The organism is Mesorhizobium sp. M1348 (assembly GCF_040317925.1).
Taxonomy (GTDB): domain Bacteria; phylum Pseudomonadota; class Alphaproteobacteria; order Rhizobiales; family Rhizobiaceae; genus Mesorhizobium.
The window spans coordinates 178,256-194,866 of the sequence record NZ_JAMYLH010000002.1 but is presented as its reverse complement, the minus strand read 5'-3'; the positions used below and the strand labels follow the sequence as shown (position 1 = coordinate 194,866).

General features: G+C 62.4%; 19 protein-coding genes. 8 read left to right on the top strand and 11 right to left on the bottom strand.

Annotation, left to right across the window (positions count from 1 at the left end; translation table 11 throughout):
* Positions 1 to 185: 185 nt before the first annotated feature.
* Positions 186 to 1,406 carry an AI-2E family transporter gene (locus tag NKH13_RS05035; RefSeq protein ID WP_352714876.1) on the top strand — a complete coding sequence of 407 codons (1,221 nt, stop codon included), beginning with the start codon at positions 186 to 188 and terminating at the stop codon, positions 1,404 to 1,406.
* Here the strand turns inward: NKH13_RS05035 and NKH13_RS05030 are convergent.
* The 3 genes from NKH13_RS05030 to NKH13_RS05020 form a co-directional block, all read right to left on the bottom strand.
* Positions 1,394 to 2,290: a DMT family transporter gene (locus NKH13_RS05030; RefSeq protein ID WP_352910899.1), complete on the bottom strand. Its 897-nt coding sequence runs from the start codon at positions 2,288 to 2,290 to the stop codon at positions 1,394 to 1,396. The genes NKH13_RS05035 and NKH13_RS05030 overlap by 13 nt on opposite strands.
* Positions 2,291 to 2,413: 123 nt before the next feature.
* Complete coding sequence (locus NKH13_RS05025; RefSeq protein WP_352714873.1) at positions 2,414 to 3,178, bottom strand: arginyltransferase; 765 nt, start codon at positions 3,176 to 3,178, stop codon at positions 2,414 to 2,416.
* Between the two features lie 138 nt (positions 3,179 to 3,316).
* Entirely contained in the window at positions 3,317 to 3,787 is a 471-nt protein-coding gene (locus NKH13_RS05020) for an RDD family protein (protein WP_352714871.1), read from the bottom strand.
* Positions 3,788 to 4,008: 221 nt separating this feature from the next.
* On the opposite strand from NKH13_RS05020, the gene sthA reads away from it, so the two are divergent.
* Positions 4,009 to 5,397: a Si-specific NAD(P)(+) transhydrogenase gene (gene sthA, locus NKH13_RS05015; protein ID WP_352465511.1), complete on the top strand. Its 1,389-nt coding sequence runs from the start codon at positions 4,009 to 4,011 to the stop codon at positions 5,395 to 5,397.
* A 9-nt stretch (positions 5,398 to 5,406) separates the two neighbouring features.
* On the opposite strand, the gene NKH13_RS05010 is transcribed toward sthA, so the two are convergent.
* Entirely contained in the window at positions 5,407 to 6,342 is a 936-nt protein-coding gene (locus tag NKH13_RS05010; protein WP_352714869.1) for an alpha/beta hydrolase, read from the bottom strand.
* Here NKH13_RS05010 and NKH13_RS05005 point away from each other — a divergent pair.
* Positions 6,288 to 7,463 carry an OpgC family protein gene (locus tag NKH13_RS05005; protein ID WP_292656152.1) on the top strand — a complete coding sequence of 392 codons (1,176 nt, stop codon included), beginning with the start codon at positions 6,288 to 6,290 and terminating at the stop codon, positions 7,461 to 7,463. The genes NKH13_RS05010 and NKH13_RS05005 overlap by 55 nt on opposite strands.
* Positions 7,464 to 7,487: 24 nt before the next feature.
* Here the strand turns inward: NKH13_RS05005 and NKH13_RS05000 are convergent, their stop codons facing one another.
* A complete protein-coding gene (locus tag NKH13_RS05000) occupies positions 7,488 to 8,570 on the bottom strand; it encodes a LacI family DNA-binding transcriptional regulator (RefSeq protein WP_352714867.1) in 1,083 nt (360 codons plus the stop codon).
* 165 nt (positions 8,571 to 8,735) lie between these two features.
* Here NKH13_RS05000 and NKH13_RS04995 point away from each other — a divergent pair, with 165 nt between their 5' ends.
* Both NKH13_RS04995 and NKH13_RS04990 read left to right on the top strand, forming a co-directional pair.
* Complete coding sequence (locus tag NKH13_RS04995; RefSeq protein WP_352910895.1) at positions 8,736 to 8,879, top strand: hypothetical protein; 144 nt, start codon at positions 8,736 to 8,738, stop codon at positions 8,877 to 8,879.
* A 63-nt stretch (positions 8,880 to 8,942) separates the two neighbouring features.
* Positions 8,943 to 9,086 (top strand): hypothetical protein, encoded by a 144-nt coding sequence (locus NKH13_RS04990; protein WP_352481237.1) that lies wholly within the window; start codon positions 8,943 to 8,945, stop codon positions 9,084 to 9,086.
* A gap of 26 nt (positions 9,087 to 9,112) precedes the next feature.
* Here NKH13_RS04990 and NKH13_RS04985 read toward each other — a convergent pair whose 3' ends face one another.
* On the bottom strand, positions 9,113 to 9,481 hold the full coding sequence (locus tag NKH13_RS04985) for a DUF423 domain-containing protein (protein ID WP_352714865.1): 369 nt from the start codon (positions 9,479 to 9,481) through the stop codon (positions 9,113 to 9,115).
* Positions 9,482 to 9,534: 53 nt separating this feature from the next.
* Positions 9,535 to 10,794, bottom strand: coding sequence for a multidrug efflux MFS transporter (locus NKH13_RS04980; protein WP_352910892.1), 1,260 nt, complete (start codon positions 10,792 to 10,794; stop codon positions 9,535 to 9,537).
* Between the two features lie 198 nt (positions 10,795 to 10,992).
* Here NKH13_RS04980 and NKH13_RS04975 point away from each other — a divergent pair, with 198 nt between their 5' ends.
* A complete protein-coding gene (locus tag NKH13_RS04975) occupies positions 10,993 to 11,655 on the top strand; it encodes a GntR family transcriptional regulator (protein ID WP_352715233.1) in 663 nt (220 codons plus the stop codon).
* A 96-nt stretch (positions 11,656 to 11,751) separates the two neighbouring features.
* A complete protein-coding gene (locus NKH13_RS04970) occupies positions 11,752 to 12,009 on the top strand; it encodes a DUF982 domain-containing protein (protein ID WP_023674477.1) in 258 nt (85 codons plus the stop codon).
* A gap of 52 nt (positions 12,010 to 12,061) precedes the next feature.
* Here the strand turns inward: NKH13_RS04970 and NKH13_RS04965 are convergent, their stop codons facing one another.
* Together NKH13_RS04965 and NKH13_RS04960 are read right to left on the bottom strand one after the other, a co-directional pair.
* A complete protein-coding gene (locus NKH13_RS04965) occupies positions 12,062 to 12,220 on the bottom strand; it encodes a hypothetical protein (RefSeq protein WP_352714860.1) in 159 nt (52 codons plus the stop codon).
* 112 nt (positions 12,221 to 12,332) lie between these two features.
* A complete protein-coding gene (locus NKH13_RS04960; RefSeq protein ID WP_352714858.1) occupies positions 12,333 to 13,376 on the bottom strand; it encodes an aldo/keto reductase in 1,044 nt (347 codons plus the stop codon).
* Positions 13,377 to 13,655: 279 nt separating this feature from the next.
* Here NKH13_RS04960 and ppk2 point away from each other — a divergent pair, with 279 nt between their 5' ends.
* Positions 13,656 to 14,576, top strand: coding sequence for a polyphosphate kinase 2 (gene ppk2, locus NKH13_RS04955; RefSeq protein WP_352472021.1), 921 nt, complete (start codon positions 13,656 to 13,658; stop codon positions 14,574 to 14,576).
* Between the two features lie 284 nt (positions 14,577 to 14,860).
* On the opposite strand, the gene NKH13_RS04950 is transcribed toward ppk2, so the two are convergent.
* On the bottom strand, positions 14,861 to 15,508 hold the full coding sequence (locus tag NKH13_RS04950) for a dihydrofolate reductase family protein (RefSeq protein WP_292658699.1): 648 nt from the start codon (positions 15,506 to 15,508) through the stop codon (positions 14,861 to 14,863).
* A 149-nt stretch (positions 15,509 to 15,657) separates the two neighbouring features.
* The gene (locus NKH13_RS04945) at positions 15,658 to 16,602 is read right to left on the bottom strand and encodes a cobaltochelatase CobT-related protein (protein WP_352910888.1); all 945 of its coding nucleotides are present in this window, start codon (positions 16,600 to 16,602) and stop codon (positions 15,658 to 15,660) included.
* Between the last annotated feature and the right edge of the window lie 9 nt (positions 16,603 to 16,611).

The window sequence follows — 16,611 nt, the reverse complement described above, 5'->3', positions numbered from 1 at the left end:
ACGCGACCTCCAATCGCGAACAGAGGAGGCTGGCGCCTCACGCGCGGCGACCCCCTCTGGCCTGCCGGCCATCTCCCCCTCAAGGGGGGAGATTAGCAGCTCCACCCAAACATTTGGAATGTCGTCACGATTGCTGCACTATATCAGTGCATAAGCGATGCGATGGGCCAGGGAGAGTTGGGCGCTTGAAGGAAGTCAGGATACAGAAGCCGGAGCGGCAGCAGCGCCTGTTTGGCCTGTCGACGCCGCTCAGGGCCGCTGTCATTCCGCCGCTGTCGGCGGCGCGCTGGCTCCTGGTGCTGATCGTCGCCGCCGGCGTTTATTTCTTCCACGGCTTCCTGTTCCCGGTCCTTGCCGCCCTGGTTATCGCTTTCGCCAGTTGGCCGCTCTATCGGCGGTTGCTCGCTGGCGTCGGCGGCAACCGCACGATCGCCGCGACGCTTGCGATCTTGTTCATCCTGACCTTCCTGGTGGTGCCGATCGCGCTTGCCGGCACCTACGCCATCAATGAGGTGCGCGAATGGGTCAGCTGGGCCATCGAGACCAACCGCTATGGTGCGCCGACGCCGCACTGGATCGCCACCATGCCCGTGGTGGGCGAATGGCTCAATGAACAATGGACGGTCAACGTTGGCCACCCCGGCGGTATCGGCGAACTGATCCAGCTGATCAGTGGCGCCAATATCGGCAGCATCTATCGCGGCGTGCTTGCCGCCGGCGGCAGCGCCTTCGGCCTTTTGCTGACGCTGCTGTTCATGATGATCGCGCTGTTCTTCGCCTATCGCGACGGCGAGCATTTCGCCGGACAGATCGATCGCCTCGGCGAACGCATCCTGCCGGCCAGATGGGAACGGATCTCACGCGTGGTGCCGGCGACTATTTCCTCGACGGTGACCGGCATGACCGTGATCGCCATCGGCGAAGGGCTGGTGTTGGGTATCGCTTACTGGCTGGCCGGCGTACCGTCGCCGGTGACGCTCGGCGCGCTGACCGGCATCATGGCGCTGATCCCCGGCGGCGCGCCGCTGTCCTTCACGCTTGTCTCGATCTATCTCGCGGCCAGCGGCTCGCCGATGGCCGGGCTGGCGCTGTTCATCTGGGGCGCGGTCGAACTCTTCATCGTCGACAAGACATTGCGCCCGAAGCTGGTCGGCGGGCCGATAAAGCTGCCCTTCCTGCCAACCTTTTTCGGCCTGATCGGCGGCGTCAAGACGATGGGCTTTCTCGGCCTGTTCATCGGGCCGGTGCTGATGGCGCTGCTGGTCGCAATCTGGCGCGAATGGCTGCGCGAGGTGGAACTGACCGATGAACTCGCTGCCGCCGAACCGGCGGAGCAGGATGACGCACCGCCGCAGATCGAAATTGTCGCCGAACGCGCCGCCGCGAAAAAGAATCAGGCCGGGTGACTGACGGCGAACATGGCGCGGCGCTTGCGCCCCTCGTGCAACTGCCAGAGCGAATGGCCGATCAAGGTGACGATGAGGATCGCGCCGCCGATCAGGCTGTTGTGCGACGGGGTCTCGGCGAAGATCATCCACACCCAGACCGGCGCCAGCACGGTTTCGAGCAGGTAGAACATCGCCACTTCCGGCCCGGAGATGTATTTCGGGCCGTTGGCGAGGCAAAAGAACGAGATCGGCATGATGACGGCACCGTTGAAGATGATCCACCAGGGTGCGTTGACGTGAAAACCTACCTTGGAAACCATCAGGGCGGCAACGGCCAGCGGCAGGACCACTCCGATCAGCGCCGTGAAACCCATATCCTTGCCGCTGGCGCGCGAGATGGTGATGGCCGCGGCGATCATGAAAGCCGAGCATAGCGCCATCAAGTCGCCGAAGAGATGTCCGGTTCCAACGGAATCGCCGACAATGATCGTGACGCCGACGATCATCAATGCCAGCACGACAAGCGTCAGCGGTCGTGGCCTCTCCTTCAGGAACAGCCATGACAAAAGGGCCGCGAACATGGTTGTGAACGCCAGGATGAAAACGAGGTTGGCTGTCGAGGTGTTGTAGACGCCGGTGATGAAGGCGATCGAGCCGAGCCCGTAGAGGGCGGCAACGATGAGCCCCGACCAGCCCGGCACAAGCTGCGGTGCCTTTGCGCTCAGCGAACGCCAGACGGCCCAGATGATGAGCGTGGTGACGAAGGTTGTGCCGGTGCGCAACAGCAGGATCGTCCACGCCTCGCCATCGGCGAGCCGGATCAGCGGAATGTCGACGGTCAGCGTCAGCCCGCCGATGGCGGTGATCAGAAGGCCTCTCTGGTGGTCGTTGTGGGAAGGCATGCGGCAATTCTCGCGATAGGCTTGGAGGCGCAAAATTGACTCGCCCGGTCTCCCAGCCGATCGGCCGGAAGCCCAGCGGCATCCTCCTCGAAACAATTTAAGAGTGAATACCGAAAGCGGAGATCAGCGCGAAACCGCTTCGTGATTGTGGCGTTCCCAGCCTTTCGGGCCGAGATGCTCCTGCGGCTGGAAGCGCATCTTATAATTCATCTTGCGCGAGCCGTTGACCCAGTAACCCAGGTAGACATGGGGCAGGCCCATCGCCCTGGCGCGGGCGATGTGGTCGAGGATCATGAAGGTGCCGAGCGAGCGGTCCTCGAAATCCGGGTTGAAGTAGGAATAGACCATCGACAGGCCATCGGCCATCTTGTCGGTGAGGGCCACGGCGATCAGTTCGCCCTGGCCCTTGCCGGTGATGAAGCTGTCGGGTCCGCGGCGACGGTATTCGATGACCTTGGTGTCGACATGGGTATCCTCGACCATCATGGCGTAGTCGAGCACGGTCATATCGGACATGCCGCCACGGCGATGGCGGGCGTCGAGATAGCTGCGGAACAGCGAATACTGTTCGGTGGAGGGTTCGGCGTCGTGCATGGCGCCGACCAGATCCGAATTATGCTGTATGACCCGTTTCATGTTGCGGCTGGCGGTGAATTCCTGCGCGAGGATGCGCACCGACACACAGGCGCGGCAGGTCTCGCAAGCCGGCCTGTAGGCGATGTTCTGCGACCGCCTGAAACCGCCCTGTGTCAACAGATCGTTCATCTCCGGGGCCTTGTCGCCGACCAGGTGTGTGAACACCTTGCGCTCGAACTGGCCCTCGAGATAGGGACACGGCGAGGGCGCGGTCAGAAAGAACTGTGGCGACTGGGTCGGGTGCTGCGTCATCGAGCCTTGGAAACACTCCTGCGAATCGTTCTACCTTTGGCGCGGACGCCGAAAAATTCAACAGGATTGTGAAAGCCTGGTTGACTGGAGGTCTTCACTTTTGTGCGCAAAGGCTGCGGCCGCGCTTCAAAAGTCTGCTCAGCGGCCGCTGCGGCTGACGACGGTGCCGAGCAACAGGTCGTGCAGCGTGCGCTTGCGGTCGGAAAACAGGCTCACCAGCAGGACCAGCGGTGAGAGGATGACATTGCCGGCCCAAAACAGCACCGAATGCACGACGGCGGTCAGCCCGTCGATGCGGCTGCCGTCGAGCCGGTCGAGCCGGATGCCCATTACCTTCATGCCGGTGGTGGCCTGGTCTTTACTGCCGAGCGTGTTCCAGATGTAGAGGATGGCGACGGCCGGCACGAGAATGGAAAACAGCATCCAGCCGAGGCCGAGCGTCAACAGCCCGAACAAGAACACCAGGATCGCGAATGGAATGGTGAGCAGCGCGACGATGAAATAATCGATGACGAAGGCGAGAATGCGCCGCGTGCGCACGCCCTCATAAGCGCGGACATCTTCGAGCCTGCTGGTGATGATTTCGCCGTCGAGAACGCGAGCGTTCATGTCATTTCCTCGTAATCGAACCCGGGTTAATGCACGGGGCCGCTCCTTGGTGAAATGGTGAAGGTTCGCGGCGGAATCAAGATCGAGCCTTTCGCCGCCGTGTAGATGGTGACGGACTGCCTGATGTCGTCTGAGCCGTCTGACTTGTTGAATTCATGGCGCGGATAGCGTTAGCTTGCTGCGGCGCAACAAAAGGCGCCGAGCCGAGGGGACGGGGCGACATGGACTACGACATGCTGGTCATCGGCAGCGGCCCATCCGGGCGCCGCGCCGCGGTGCAGTCGGCCAAGCTCGGCAAGTCGGTGCTGGTGGTCGACAGAGGCCGGCGTCTCGGCGGCGTTTCGGTGCATACCGGCACCATACCGTCGAAGACGTTGCGCGAGACGGTGCTCAACCTCTCCGGCTGGCGTGAGCGCGGCTTTTATGGACGCGGCTACCGCGTCAAGCAGGACATTTCGGTCGGCGATCTGGTCGAGCGCCTGCACAAGACGCTCGACCACGAGGTCGAGGTGCTGCAGCACCAGTTCATGCGCAACACGGTCAAGAGTGCGCGCGCCGCGGTAAAATTCCTCGGCCCCAACAAGGTCAGCCTGACCACCGACACCGGCGACTACAGCGAGGTTGGCTTCGCCCATGCGCTGATCGCGGTCGGCACCCGGCCGCACCGGCCGCGCGACGTGCCGTTCGACAAGACACGGATCTTCGACAGCGACGAGATGCTGGAACTCGACCGCCTGCCGCGCACGCTGACGGTGATCGGCGCGGGCGTTATCGGCGTCGAATATGCGACGATCTTTTCGGCGCTCGACGTTCCAGTGACGCTGGTCGAGCCGCGCAACACAATGTTGGATTTCGTCGACCGCGAGATCGTCGACGACTTCATCCATCAGATGCGCGATCGCGGCATGACGATCAGATTAGGCAGTGCCGTCAAGGAGATCGCCTCGAAACCCGATTGCGCCGAGGTGACGCTGGCCGACGGCCGCACCATCCGTTCCGAGATCGTGCTCTACGCTGCAGGGCGTACCGGCAATGTCGGCAGCCTGGGGTTGGAAGCGGTCGGCATCGAGGCCGATCCCAGGGGCCGCATCAAGGTCGATCCGCACACCTTCCAGACCAGCGCGCCCAATATCTATGCCGCCGGCGACGTCATCGGCTTTCCGAGCCTGGCCTCGACCTCGATGGAGCAGGGCAGGGTGGCCGCCTGCCATGCGTTCGGCGTGCCCTTGCCGCCGCCGCCCGAAACCTTTCCCTACGGCATCTACGCCGTGCCGGAAATCTCCACCGTCGGCCAGTCGGAGGAGCAGGTGCGCGAGAGTGGTGCTGCCTACGAGGTCGGCGTGGCGCGGTTCCGCGAGACGTCGCGCGGCCACATAATGGGCGTCAACACCGGGTTCCTGAAGCTTCTGTTCTCGATCGAAACACGCCGTCTGCTCGGCGCCCATATTGTCGGCGAGGGCGCGACCGAGCTCATCCACATCGGCCAGGCGGTGATTAATCTCGGCGGCACTGTCGACTTCTTCGTCAACAACACCTTCAACTATCCGACGCTGGCCGAAGCCTACAAGATCGCCGGGCTGGACGCCTGGAACCGCATGGGGCGAGGGTAGCTTCGAGGCTCATCGATTTGACGATGCAACGGCGACTGCAGGATCCGTCAGCCATTGCCTGACGATCTCGGCGTCCGGATCGCCGATTTCATGGCCGGAGGCAATGGTGTGGGTCTCGACCTTGGCGCCATGCGAGCTCAGTAGAGCGGCCAGCGCCGGCGCGAATGGCGCGTAGGTCAGGTCGGCAGCGCCGGCGATGATCAACGCTCGCGCCTTCGACAGGTCGGCCGGCGGCACCGAGTCGAGCACCGGCATCGGACGCAGCAATGCGGCGCGCTCGATCAGGCCCGGACGCAGCAGCATGACGCTTGAGACCAGGTTGGCGCCGTTCGAATAACCGAGAAAGGTCGCGCGGCTGAGATCGAAGCGGCGGCGCTTCGCGATGCCGTCGACGAAGCCCGCGAATGCGTCCGCCTCAGCACGGATGCTGGCCTGTTCGAAACGCGTCGGGGTGATTCGCGTGAACCAACGGAACCCGTGCTCCTGAGGAATGCGGCCACGGACCGCAACCAGCGCCGCGTGCGGCGCGATTTGCCGACCAAGCGGCAGCAAGGTCGTCTCGTCTACACCCGATCCATGCAACAGGAACAGCCAGTCACCGGGTAAATTGGCGGGTCGAAGGAGCCGGTAGAAAAAGCCTGAATTTTCCTGCAAAATACCGTCTTCGAGGCTCTCCTCGGCCATAGTCGCATCCTTTTGATTTTGCGTTACTTTCGTTAATTTGCCGGCTTCAAAACGAAATATTTTCAAGCTCCGCCAAAGTTGATTGAACCGGGCGCATTTCAGTCCGTTTCTTCGCCGATATAATCCCCGCGGGAGGGATCGAAGCAGTGTGCGCCCGGGTGGTCGCATTGCCGCGCATGAACAACCAGCTTTAAGGCCTTTTATCGATGACCATGCCAGTTTCGCCGGAACGCGATACGCGTATTGATGTGTTCCGGGCACTCGCTCTCCTGACCATATTCGTCGACCACGTGCCGGGCACTGTTTTCGAAACCCTGACCTACAAGAATTTCGGGTTTTCGGATGCGGCCGAGGCCTTCGTGCTGATCTCCGGCATGTCCGTCGCTCTCGCCTACGGCACTAAATTCCAGCCGGGAAACCGGCTGATTGCAACGCTGAAAATGTGGCGCCGCGCCGGTGTGCTCTATGTCACCCACATCGTCACGACGATGGTGGTCATGGCTATCTTCTGCGCGGCGGCGGTGTTTGCGAAACGGCCGGACCTTCTGACGCTGATCAACATCGAGCCGCTCGTCAGGAACCCACCACAAGTCCTGGTCGGTATCGTCACGCTCGGCCATCAGCTCGGTTACAACAACATACTGCCGGTCTATGCGGCGCTGCTGTTGATGGCGCCGGCCTTCCTGCTGTTCATCAGCTACAGGCCACTGGCCGCGCTTGCCGTGTCCGCAGCCCTTTGGCTGGTTGCCGGAATCTACCAGATCGCGCCGCCGAACTACCCGGAGCCCGGGTTTTGGTTCCTCAATCCGCTGTCATGGCAATTGCTGTTCAATATCGGCATGGCCAGCGTGTTGCATGTGCGGCGCGGCGGCACCATCCCGGTCAATCGCTGGCTGGTCGGCGTGGCGGCCGCCTACGTGCTGACGGCGCTCGTCTGGGTGCACAGCCCGCTGTGGGGGCATGTGTCATGGCTCGACCTGCCGGTGGTGCTGACCGGTTTCGACAAGACGTTCCTGTCGTTGCCGCGGCTGCTGCACATCCTGGCGATGAGCTATCTGGTCGTCGCCTTGCCTTTCGTCTCGAACCTGTTCCGCACCGGCCGCGACAATCCGCTCGCCATATTGGGCAAACGCTCGCTGCCGGTTTTCATCGCCGGCACGGTGATTGCCATGGCGGCGCAGGTGATGAAGCTGATCAACCCGGGCGGCATTGCCTATGACAGTCTGCTGCTCGCCGCCGGCATCGCCATGCAGTTCGCACTCGCCTTCTATCTGGAGTGGCTGTCCGCCATCGGCTGGTCCGGCAAGGGCAAGCCGGTCCGCAACGAGGCGGCCCGCTCGTCTTTTGAAATCGGGCCGATGGCCGCACAAGCGAACCGATAGACCTGGACGGTCGATCTGCCGGCCTCAAGCTATGCTCGGCGGCGGTCCGGACGATGCCCTGACGACAAGTTCGACATCGAGCGTTTCTCGCCGCACCGTGCCGTCGAAGTCGAGGATTCTTCGCGCTGCCCGGCGGCCGATCTCGGCGATCGGCTGGGCGATGGTGGTGAGCGGAGGCTCGCAAGTTGCGGCTTCAGGCACGCCGTCGAAGCCGACGACGGAAACATCGCGGGGAACCGCGATGCCCCGTGCGTTGAGCCATTCTAATGCCACCATTGCGATCCGGTCCGACATCGCCAGGATGGCGGTCGGCGGTTCCGCCGAGGCGAAGATGGTTTCGAGACCAGCCCTTGTGCTCGCCTTGTCGTTTTCGGTCTCGTAGACCGGCACCTCGGCGGTGTCGACACCAAACCGGGAAAGCTCTTCGAAATAGCCGAGGAGGCGGTCACGGGTTCCGGTATAGGTTGCCGTCCGGACCTGCTCGGGCGAGACAAGACCGGTGCTGTCGTCGGCGAAGGCCAGCGACAACACGGCGAAGCGGCGATGTCCAAGTTCCGCCAGATGGCGCGCCGCGAGTCGGCCGCCGGCAACATTGTCGATACTGATCGCGGAGACCGTGTCGTCCTGCGAGCCGAGCTCGAGCGCGACGAAGGGGAGCTTTCGTTCGCGCGTCAGCTCAACGAGGCGCGGACCGCCCTCGATGCAGAACAGGATGAAGCCGTCCACGAGGGCGCTCTGGATATTCCAGGCAAGTTTTTCCTCGTTGCCAGCCGACACGAGGGCTATTCCCGCGCCGGTGGCGTCGCAGGCTTCCGAGATGCCGGCCATCATCACGCGGGCAAAGGGGTCGTCGAAGAAATAGGACAGCGGCTCGGTTGTGGCGACGCCGATTGCATTGACCTTGCCGGCGCGCAGCAGGCGGCCCTTGGGATCCGGGCCGGCGTAGCCCAGCGCGTCGGCCGCCGCCTTGACCCGCTCGCGGACTTCCTCGCGCACGATTTCGGGACGGCTGAAGACATTGGAGGCAGTGCCGTGCGATACGCCCGCGGCTTTGGCGATGTCCGCCAGCCGGATGGGTCTCCTGCCGCCTTCGGTGAGTGATGCCATTTGTTTGTCTCCAGGACTCCTGTCCAACAGTATCGCCAATTAACTAACACCTTCGTTGGATCGATTCAAATTTTTGCTTGACATTTATGGTGCGACGCATATTCTTTGAATCGATCCAAGAGCGTTTTTCGTCCGCTGATTGGATCGATACAAGAGGAGAGTGCCATGCACCCCGTCAATTATCTGTTCGAGGACATTTACCGGAACGACTGGAGCATCCGCTCGAACGCGGAGGCCGGTAAGGGGCGCGACAGGACCGGTCCGTGGATTCGCGACCTGCGTTTCCTCGTAGGACGCAAGTGGAGCTGATCGGCGGCCTATTTTTTGTGCCCGCTGATTGGATCGATTCAAAAAGCTAGAGGAGATTAAGCCATGCACCCGATCAAGCATCTGTTCGAAGACATCTATCGCAATTATTGGGGCATCTCGCCGGCCACCGAACGGCCGGAGCGACGGCGTGTGGTCAAGACGACCAAGCGCGACGGCCAAGTCCGGCCCGAGCGTCCGCGCGACTGACAGAACTGGCGAACCTGGCTGCCGCGTCAAGGGCGCGGGCGCACCAGCGCCGAGGCGGCCATCACCAGCCAGCCGCCGATGAGCAACGTGCCGCCGATCGGCGCCGACATCGGGAACAGCCGCGAGCCAAGGAAGTCGCGGGCCAGAAGATCTCCCGAGAACAGCAGAAGCCCGACGAGAAGGATGAGGCTTCCGGTTCGCAGGATGCTATTTCCACCGAGCAGCCCGACGACAAGGAAGACCGGCGCATGCATGAGCAGGAAGGACGCGGCCGTACCGACGAAAGCGCCGCCGAGATGCGCCGCCGCCGCCGAAAGCGCCACGCCGGTTGCGCCGCATAGGCCGCCGGCAAGAACCAGAATGCGGCCGCCTGCCGCGTGTTCATCCGTGCTCATTTCCACGCCTCCATGATTCCTGGCGACCGCCTGAGATAGTGCCGCGAACCGTGTCAGGATTTGCCGGCTTCCGCCAGCATGTCGCGTTCGCGGCGCGACTGGACCAGCCAGTTATAGGCCGCTCCGCCCGCCATCAGAACGGATGTGCCGAGAAACACCGAGCGCATACCGAAATGGCCACCGGCGAAGCCGCCGAGCAACGGCCCGGCGACCTGCCCGACATATTGCGCCGAGATCGACAAGCCCAGCACATTGCCGCCGACGCCGTCGGGCACATTGTGGCGGATGACGCTGGTGATGCAGGGCAAAAGACCGCCAAGCGCCAGGCCCATCAGGAAACGCAGGCCGACGAGCTGCCAGCCTTGCGTGGCGAAGGCCTGCGGAATCAAGAGCAGCGCCGAGACTGCGAGTGAGGCAACGATGACGTTCCAGTGGCCGATACGGTCGGCGAGCTTGCCGAGCCGCGACGCCGACAGGATGGCGCCGAGCGCTGCCGCCGACATGACGATGCCGGAGACAAGCGTGACCTGGCTCTGATCTTCGATGAGCTGTTGGACATAGACGGTGATGATCGGCTCGATCGACATGGTGGCGAAACTCAACAGCATGCCTGTCGCCAGCATGGCGACGACGGGGCGCTTGTCGGGAATCTGCGACCAGCCGCCTTTCGCCTTTTCTTCTGACGCGGCCTTGGCGGCAACCGGGCGAGGGGCCTCCTTGATCAGCAAGGTGGTTGCCAGAAAGGCCAGGAAAATGACGCCGCCGGCGAGCAGGAATGTGGCCCGGATGCCAATCAGCGGCGGCAGCGCGCCGCCGAGCAGCGGACCGACCAGGGCACCGGCCGTGATTCCGGCCGACAGCACGCCCAGCGCCCAGCCCGAGCGATCCTTCGGCGTCTGCATGGCAACCAGGATGGTCGAGCCCGAAGAATAGCCGCCGGCAAAGCCGATCAGCAGGCGCAAGAACACCAATTGCCAGACAGTCTGCACCATGCCGGTCAGCGACATGCACAGCGCCATGCCGAAACTGGCGCGCACCAGCATCAGTTTGCGGCCGTAGCGGTCGCCTAGCCGGCCCCATAGGGGTGCCACCAGCGCGGCAGCAAGGAAGGTGGCGCCGTAGGCGATGCCCGACCACTGCACGATCGCCGCATGGCCCTCGGCGCCCAACTGCTCGACGTAGAGCGGCAGGAAGGGCAACAGCAGCGTCATCGCTGCGAGCGTGCTGAACGAGCCGGCCAAACACACGGCGAGATTGCGACGCCAGTGGACGTTATGCGTGCCTTGCGTGGCGAGGGTGGCGTCTTGCGGCATGTCCTGTCCTGTCCGGCCAGCTTGCATGAAAACTTGCTGCGGATACCATTTTGGGATACCAAGCTGGTATCTGTCATGAACGCAAGCCTCGTCGCTGTCAATGCGGGCCTCTCCAACATGATCGACAAAGGCCGGCGTGATCGGCCAACGCTGGCCAGTGACCCGATTGCCGGAACAAATGACCTGAACGGAACGCCAATGTCGCAGATGCAGAACGTCGAAAAGCAGCTTCGCGAAATGATCCTCGGGCTCGAGATCGGTCCCGGCGAGCGGCTGACAGAGCGCTGGATCGAAAGCCGCTTCGGTGCCTCGCGCACGCCGGTCAGGGCGGCCTTGCTGCGGCTCGAGACCGAAGGCCTGATTTGCCGCGACGGCCGCGGCTGGACGGTCTCGCCTATCAATCTCGCCGAACTCGAGCAGATCGCCGTCTATCGCGAGGCGGTCGAGGTCGCGGCGCTCAGGCTGACTTGTGCCTTGCAGGACAGGAGCGCCGTCGAAATCATCGAGGCGATGCTCGATTCCTGCGACGACCAAACCCCGCGCGAGGAATGGCATCGCGTCGGCATGGATTTTCATATCGAGTTGGCACGCCTGTCAGGCAACGAGTTCCTGTTCAGAGCGGTTCGCGACGCGATGACGCGCCTGTCGCGCGCCCGCTGGCTCGAGGTTCGCGACGAGGCAGCGCTCAGCCGCGCCTGGGCCGAACACCATGCCATTCTGTCGGCGGTGCGGGCCGGCGACGCCGATGGGGCCGCCCGCCTGGTTTCAGCCCATATCGTCGGCAGCCGCGACCGGCTGGTGACGTCGCTGCGCAACGACCGGCGCGGCCTGCGCGCCAGGGGATTTGCCGTCGTCGCTTGAGTGCGGATCGGCGGCCATTGATCACGAAAAAGGCAGATGAGCGAAGAAAGCTACTTTCGGTCTCGCTTCGCAAATGCCGATGGCGTAAGAGCGGCGATGGAAAACAACCGATTTGACACACCCGTGACCGTCAAGGGCGCGGCGGGAAGCAACCAGCTCTTGCGTACAGCCCGCGAGGCTTCCGACTACCTCCTCAACAATTGGCCCGGCAAGCGCAGCCCCAAGCACCGCGAAGCGCTGCAGGCCTGTCATGATGCGCTGGCCGGCGACAAGCCGGCCATGAACGCAAGACGGGCCTTCATTGCCGCCGCCCGTGAAGTGAACGTCTTCGTCAGCGACAAGGCGCCGGCCTGAGGCATAGCGGGGACTTGACCGAGACCCGGGCCACCTGACAGGCCTGATATCATCACTCGGCCGTTTCGGTGTTGGTCTGGGGCTCGCTTTCGCCCTCGGGCTTCGAGCGCTCCTTGGCCGCGACCTTGGCAGCCTGCTTTTCCGCCTTCTTGGCAGCCTTCTGCCGGTCGCGTTCCTTGCGTTCCTGACCGTAGTTCGGTGCTCGTGCCATATCGTTTCCTTTCATTGTGCTTGGCCTTTGCCTAGGAGCATTGGACCGCAAACACAACACCGCAAGGCACGATCGGCTCCATATCTCGGCGCTGTCCGGAGAGCCCGACTTTTCAGGCGCCGTCCCGGTCGAGGACGAGATCGGCCGGCCCGAACCGGTCCTTTGCCGTGAATTGCTGGTGCCAGTAGGGATAGAGCACGGGCGGCCTGCTGACCACGTCGAGCCGTGTGCGCTCCTCATCGGCAAGCACAAGGCTTGCAGCGGCGATATTGTCTTTGAAATGCGCTTCGGTTCGTCCGCCGATCACCAGCGAACTGACAGCGGGCCGGCCGAGCAGCCAGGCAAGCGCCACCTGCGCCGCCGACACGCCGTGGTTATTGCCGATATCGATCAGCGCGTCGACGATCCGCCACAGCCGGTCCTCGTCGCGGATCGGCGGTTCCGACCAGCCGCTGAGCTGGCGGGCGGTCGGCTGGTCACGGTGGTATTTGCCGGACAGCAACCCGCCGGCAAGCGGGCTCCAGACCAGCACGCCGAGCCCCTGGTCGACCGAGATCGGCAACAATTCATACTCGGCCTCGCGCGCTTCCAGCGTGTAATGGATCTGCTGGGTGACGAAGCGCGGCTGGTGATGACGGTCGCTGATCCCCAGCCCCTTCATAACTTGCCAGCCGGAATAATTGGAGCAGCCGACATAACGGACCTTGCCCTGCGCGACCAGCGTGTCGAGCGCGGCGATGGTTTCCTCAAGCGGTGTCAGGCCATCCCACTCGTGCAGGAAATAGATGTCGATGACATCGGTCCTGAGGCGCTTCAGGCTCCTCTCGCATTCGCGGATCAGATGGTAGCGCGACAAGCCTTCATCGTTGGGGCCCTTGCCGATCCGCATGCGCGCCTTGGACGCGATCAGCACGTCGCCCTTGCGCTTGCCTCCGAGCGCCTCGCCGATGATCTCTTCCGACACCCCGTTCGAATAGACGTTGGCGGTGTCGATGACATTGACGCCGGCATCGATGCAAAGGTCGATCATCCGGCGCGCCTCGTCGAGGTCGGTCTTGCCGACCGCCGAAAACGCGCCGCCGCCGCCGAACGTCATGGTGCCCATGGTCAGCGTCGAAACCTTCAGCCCGGAACGGCCGAGAGTGCGGTATTCCATGTCGTATCCTCACGATTTATCGGGAAAGGGCGTTGCAAACGACAGCCCTCAATGAACCGGGTATTTGTAGGATAATTCGTTCCGCTTGTCGCCCGTTCCGCATGGCAAGCTCGATCACATCTTCCGGATTGAACGCACAGCCAGCGCAGTAGTGGCTGCAATAAAACCGTCATTGCCGGCCTATACTAACATCGGTCCAGCGCTTCGATTTCCGGCCGCCGGGCCGGGCGGCAGAGCGCCTGACAGCGGCCGGCAAGGCCTGTAAGCGGAGCAGCGCAAATGACCGAGATAAAACAGAATTCCCCGGCCAGGGACTGGCTGGAAGCGGAACTCGCCGACACGCTCGATGAAGACTATGAGCTGGAAATCTCGGAGCCGGCGCTGTCGATGGAGATCGCCAAGATCTACAAGAATGCGCATCCGCCATCGATCGACCGCCTGCAGTATTTTCGCGATCTCATCACGCTGCAATCCGAATTGATCAAGCTACAATCCTGGGTCGCCTATCACAAGAAGAAGCTCGTCGTGGTCTTCGAGGGCCGCGACTCGGCGGGCAAGGGTGGTGTTATCAAGCGCATCACCCAGAGGCTTAATCCGCGCATCTGCCGCGTCGCAGCACTTCCGGCGCCGACCGAGCGCGAGAAGTCGCAATGGTATTTCCAGCGCTACGTTCCGCATCTGCCGGCCGGCGGCGAGATCGTGCTGTTCGACCGCTCCTGGTACAACCGCTCGGGCGTCGAGCGGGTAATGGGCTTTGCCCAGCCGGATCAGGTCGAGGAGTTCTTCCGCGACGTTCCGGATTTCGAACGCATGCTGGTCCGCTCAGGCATTACGCTTGTCAAATACTGGTTTTCGATCACCGACGAGGAGCAGCAGATGCGCTTTTTGATGCGCATCCATGACCCGATGAAGCAATGGAAACTATCACCGATGGACCTCCAGTCGCGCGTGCGCTGGGAGCAGTACACCAAGGCCAAGGAAGAGACCTTCGCCCGCACCAATATCCCGGAAGCCCCGTGGTTCATCGTCGAGGGCAACGACAAGAAGCGGGCACGGCTGAACTGCATTGACCATCTCCTCAAGCAAATGCCCTATGAGGAGGTGCCGCACGAGGAGATCACACTGCCGGAGCGCGTCTTCAATCCCGAATACGAGCGCCAGGTACTGCCGCGCGAACTGTATGTGCCGGAGAAGTACTGAGGCAGGGCTCCCTTCTCCCCGTCACCATACGGGGAGAAGGTGCCGGCAGGCGGATGAGGGGCGGCGCCAACCTCGACAATTGAACCCGCTCAAATCACTTCGTGGACTAAACTTATTCTGACGTCATATTGCCCTCGGGGGTATTGTCCGGCAGCGTAATCTTTGATCGCTTGCGCCGCCCCTCATTGCCCTGCCGGGCATTTCTCCCCGTATAGTGACGGGGAGAAAGGGGCCTGCACCAAAGGTTTCGCCAATAGCGCAGACAAAAACGCCCACGCTACTTCCTAATCGCGCTCGATGATGACGTGCGTGGCCTTCGGCGTCGCGACCTGCTCGCTGCAGCGATAGCCGAGCTTGGGCATGTCGATGCCGGCAAAAAGGCTCTCGCCGGCGCCTAGCAGGACCGGTGAGATCGCCAGATGCATTTCGTCGATGAGCTTTTCCTGGAGATATTGCCGGATCGTGGCGACGCCGCCGCCGAGCCGTACATCCTTGCCGTCAGCCACTGCTTTCGCCTTCTCCAGCGCCGAATGGATGCCGTCGGTGACGAAATGGAAAGTCGTGCCACCTTCCATGACGATGGGCTCACGCGCATGGTGCGTCAGCACGAAGACCGGCACGTGGTAGGGTGGGTTGTCACCCCACCAGCCTTTCCAGCTGTCATCCGGCCATTCGCCGCGGATCGGCCCGAACATGTTGCGGCCCAGGATCCATGCGCCGACATTTTCGAAGCTGCGCGCCGCGAACGCCTCGTCCGTGTCCGTGGTCCCGCCATCCTTGCCGAGGACCATCTTGCGGAAGGTGCGGGTGCCGAACATCCATTCGTGCAGGGCCTCCCCGCCAATACCCAGCGGATTCTTCAGGTCTTGGTCGGGACCGGCGCCGAAGCCGTCGATCGACAGGGTGAAAGCCTTGACGCGAAGTTTGGACATGAGAGCCTCCATAACTAGTTGCATTTTGCAATCGGTTATTGGGTAGCTTATCTGATTGCAAATTGCAAGCGGTATTTACGGCCGCCTCTGTGAGTTGACGATGGATAGCATCGTGGGACGACAGCCGCCGGGACGAAACCAGCCTCTCGTCAGCCACGGTCGCCGCTACTCGCTCTCGGCCCGGCGACAAGCTCACGTTTCAACAACGTCAGCATGGTTCTGGCAAGTTGATCGGGAGCCTCGCAATTGGCTGAGACACGATAGTAGCGGCTTGCATCAAAGCCTAACCCAACCGCCAGCAAATCAACTCTGCCGGTTGTCTCGAGCTGCCGAACCACATGAATGAGATGATCGTCGAGATAGCGCGGGCCGTTTGCTAAAAGTGTGGCATCGTCGACCGGCGCGCCGTCAGACACGACAAGCAGTATTTTACGGGATTCAGGACGTTCCAGCAGCCGCCCGGCCGCCCACTCGATGGCTTCGCCATCGACATTCTCTTTGGGCAGGTCGGGTCGCAGCATCGGCTTGAGGGCATGGCCTATACTGCTCTGGCGCTTGTCGCCAGCCTCCCTGTAGATGATATGAAGCAGGTCGTTCAGTCTTCCCGGATTGGCGGGCCGGCCATCTTCATTCCAGATGCGTCTTGATTCTCCGCCGCGCCAATTGCGCGTTGTGAAGCCCAGGAGTTCGACCTTGGGGCCGAGCGTGCGCAGGAATTCCTGAACAATGTCGGCGGATGCAGCCGCGTACAGAATTTTCTGGCCGCGCATCGAGCCGGATTGATCGAAGAGGATAGAAACGACCATGTCATCGAGGTCTGATTCCGAGAGGCTGTTTCGGACCTCTGCCGCTATATCCGCCGCCAGGATATGGTTGTTCGTCTTCCACCCGGCGAGACCGCTTTCCAGCTCGATCCATGCGGCGTCGAGCGCGGATTTTTGCTTGTCCGAAATTCGACCAATAGCGCTGGACAGCTTGGAACTCGGCACAGTCCAGTCATAAAGCGTGACGTACGCGTGATACCCAAGCGTATCCGTGTCGCCGCGTGGTTTAGGGCCAAACACCGTTTTGAAATGCTTGCCCAGCCCCCACAACAACGTCTG